This window comes from Streptomyces sp. YS-3, assembly GCF_045257485.1.
Classification (GTDB): Bacteria; Actinomycetota; Actinomycetes; order Streptomycetales; family Streptomycetaceae; genus Streptomyces.
Window position 1 is genome coordinate 1 of the sequence record NZ_JBJHPC010000702.1, and the last position, 3320, is coordinate 3320.

Consider the following 3320-nt stretch of genomic DNA (forward strand, 5'->3'; position numbering starts at 1 on the left):
GCATACCCCACCACCAGGGCGTCCCGGGACGCCGGTGTCGACGGGTGGCGGAAGGCCGAGAGGCCCTGGAGGGCCAGGCCCTGCCACGCCGCGGCCTGGATCACCGCGCGTTCGGTGCCGGGCGGAAGCTCCAGCACCGCGTGCAGCCCCGCCGCGATCCCACTCACCCGCACCTCCGGCGCCCGCGCCGCCAGCGCCGCCACCAGCTGGTCGCGCCGGCGCCGGTAGCGCAGCCGCATCCCCCGGACATGGCGGTCGTACGCGCCGGACGCGATGAACTCCGCCAGCGTCAGCTGGTCGAGCGCGCCGCACGACCAGTCGACGTCCCCCTTCGCCTCCGCCACCTCCCCCGCGAGCCGCTCCGGCAGCACCATCCAGCCCAACCGCAGCCCGGGCGCGAGGGACTTGCTGGCCGTGCCCAGATAGACGACGTGGTCGGGGTCGAGGCCCTGCAACGCCCCGACGGGCTGGCGGTCGTAGCGGAACTCGCCGTCGTAGTCGTCCTCCAGGATCAGCCCGTCCACCGCCCGCGCCCAGTCGACGGCCGAGGCCCGCCGGSCCGGCGGGAGCGCGACCCCGACCGGGAACTGGTGCGCGGGCGTCAGGAGCACCGCCCCCAGCCCCTTGACCTCCCCCAACTCTCCCGTGAGCGTGCCGTGTTCGTCGAACGGCAGCGGCTGGGTGCGCAGCCCAGCGCGCGCCAGCAGGTCCCGGTGGACGTCGAGCCCGTACGACTCGACGCCCGTCGCACGCACCCGGCGCGCCCGCAGCACCCGTCCGAGCAGCATCAGACCGTGCACGAAGCCCGCGCAGACGACGATCCGCTCGGGGGCCGCGTGGACGCCCCGCGCCCGCGCCAGATACTCGGCGAGCACCGTGCGCAGCTCGATGCGCCCGCGCGGGTCGCCGTAGCCGAAGGCCTCGTGGGGCGCGGCCGTCAGCGCCCGCCGGGACGCCTTGAGCCATTCGGCGCGCGGGAAGGACGCGAGGTCGGGGCTGCCCGCGATCAGGCTGTACGCGGGGCTGCGGCGCGCCGGATGGCGCGGCCCGGACGGCTGCGGGCGGCGCGGCGCGGTCCGCTGGGCGACCCGGGTCCCCGAGCCCTGGCGGGCGGTGAGCCAGCCCTCGGCGACGAGTTCGGCGTACGCGTCGGCCACCGTGTTGCGCGCGATGCCCAGGTCCGCCGCGAGCGAGCGCGAGGAGGGCAGCCGGGCGCCGGGGGCGAGCCTGCCGCCGCGCACCGCCTCGCGCAGCGCGTCCATGAGGCCCGCGCGCAACCCGCCCGCGCCCACCTCCACATGGAAGTCGACACCGAAGACTTCAGCCAGGGTTCCGGAAGAAGTGGCCCAGGATTCCACCATGAAAATGGACCATACCCGTGTGACATGTGCCGCGTACCGTCATCCGTATGACGGCGACGAACGAGAACACCGAGACCACGGCGAGCACGGCGAACACGGCGAGCACGGCGAGCACGGCGAACGCACGGGAGACGGGAGACGCGGTGACGGACCACGGCCAGAGCGAGAACGGCTCCTACGCTGCCGAGCACACCCCCCGGCTGCACTGGGCGAAGGCCGCCCCCGAGGTCTACAAGGCGATGGTCAAGCTGGACGCGGCGGCCGGGCGCGGGGTGGACCCGGTGATCCACGAGCTGGTCAAGATCCGGGCCTCGCAGCTCAACCACTGCGCCTTCTGCCTCGACATGCACACCAAGGACGCCCTCGCGGCGGGCGAGTCGGTCGAGCGGATCGTGCAGCTCAGCGCCTGGGAGGAGTCCCAGCACTTCTACACCGCCAGGGAGCTCGCGGCGATCGAGCTGACCGAGGCGATCACGGTCCTCACCGACGGTTTCGTACCGGACGAGGTGTACGCGAAGGCGGCCGAGCAGTTCGACGCGACCGAGCTGGGCCATCTGATCGCCGCGATCACGGTGATCAACGCCTGGAACCGCTTCGGTGTCACCACCCGGATGGTCCCGGGCCACTACACCCCCGGGATGTACAAGTGACCGCCCGGGCCTGGCAGGTCCCGCAGGAGGTCTACCGGGCCCTGGCGGGGGTGAGCGCAGCCGCCAAGAAGGTGCTCGACCCGACCCTGACGGAGCTGGTCATGGTCCGCGCCTCGCAGCTCAACCACTGTGCCTTCTGCCTGGACATGCATCTCGACCTCGCGCGCGAGCACGGCGAGACCGAGGGACGGCTCGATCTCGTCGCGGCCTGGCACGAAGCGGGCGACCGCTTCAGCGAGCGCGAGCGTGCGGCCCTCGCCCTCACCGAAGGCATAACGGTCCTGACCGACGGATTCGTTCCCGACGAGCTCTACGCGCTCGTCTCCAAGCACTTCGACGAGACCGAACTGGCCCACCTCATCGCCGCGATCACCGCCATCAACAGCTGGAACCGGCTGATGGTGGCGCGGCGCACCGCACCCGGAGAGACCGAATGGCACAGCTGACCCCCGTCGCCGCCTTCCGCGCCCTGCACCACGGGCGCGCCACGGGCGACCCCCTGATCCTGCCCGGCCCCTGGGACGCGGCCAGCGCCCGCGTCTTCGAGGAGGCGGGCTTCCCGGCGCTCGCCACGCCGAGCGCGGGGGTCGCCGCCTCGCTCGGTTACGCGGACGGCGCCACGCCCGGGGACGAGATGTTCGCGGCGGTCGCCCGGATCGTGCGGGCCGTCTCCGTACCGGTGTCGGCGGATGTCGAGGGCGGTTACGGTCTCGAACCCAAGGAGCTGGTGGACCGCCTCCTGGAGACCGGCGCGGTCGGCTGCAATCTGGAGGACTCCGCCGACGGCGCCCTCAAGGACCCGGCGCGCCACGCCGACTGGCTGGCGGAGGTGCGCGCGGCGGCCGGGGACCGGCTCTTCATCAACGCGCGCGTGGACACCTACATCGAGGGCGTGGACGATCTGGACGCCACGATCGCGCGGGCGCGCGCGTATGTGGCGGCTGGCGCCGACTGCGTCTACCCGTACGGGGCCCCCGCCGGCCATCTGCCGAAGATCGCCGCCGCCGTGCCGGCCCCGGTCAACCAGGTGGCGCTGGCGGACGGCCCGACCCCCCGCCGCCTGGGTGAACTGGGCGCCGCCCGCGTCACGTTCGGCCCGCTCCTCCAGCGCCGCGCGACGAACGCGGTACGGGAGATCGCGGAGCAACTGCGCGCCGGCTGAGCGGGGAGGGGCGCCGCCCCGTGACGTACACCGAACAGGCGCCCGGCAACGCGCCCGACAAGGCGCCGGAGAAGACGCCGGGGAAGACGCCCCAAAAAACCACCCCCGGCGGCCCGGTGGGGCCGACGGGGGTGGTTTTTTGGGGCG

General features: G+C 73.6%; 4 protein-coding genes. 3 read left to right on the forward strand and 1 reads right to left on the reverse strand.

The genetic code is table 11. The annotated features are described in order from the left end of the window. The coding region (locus ACJA3G_RS33510; RefSeq protein WP_406556801.1) for a PLP-dependent aminotransferase family protein at positions 1-1361 on the reverse strand (1361 nt) is incomplete at its 3' end. Between the two features lie 47 nt (positions 1362-1408). Between ACJA3G_RS33510 and ACJA3G_RS33515 the strand changes: the two genes are divergently transcribed. The 3 genes from ACJA3G_RS33515 to ACJA3G_RS33525 are packed head-to-tail and all read left to right on the forward strand — an operon-like array spanning position 1409 to position 3173. Continuing rightward, positions 1409-2011, forward strand: coding sequence for a carboxymuconolactone decarboxylase family protein (locus tag ACJA3G_RS33515; RefSeq protein ID WP_406556802.1), 603 nt, complete (start codon positions 1409-1411; stop codon positions 2009-2011). Continuing rightward, on the forward strand, positions 2008-2457 hold the full coding sequence (locus tag ACJA3G_RS33520) for a carboxymuconolactone decarboxylase family protein (RefSeq protein ID WP_406556803.1): 450 nt from the start codon (positions 2008-2010) through the stop codon (positions 2455-2457). Before ACJA3G_RS33515 ends, ACJA3G_RS33520 begins: the two co-directional genes overlap by 4 nt. Next, on the forward strand, positions 2454-3173 hold the full coding sequence (locus ACJA3G_RS33525) for an isocitrate lyase/phosphoenolpyruvate mutase family protein (RefSeq protein WP_406556804.1): 720 nt from the start codon (positions 2454-2456) through the stop codon (positions 3171-3173). The genes ACJA3G_RS33520 and ACJA3G_RS33525 overlap by 4 nt, the downstream gene beginning before the upstream one ends. The last annotated feature ends 147 nt before the right edge of the window (positions 3174-3320 follow it).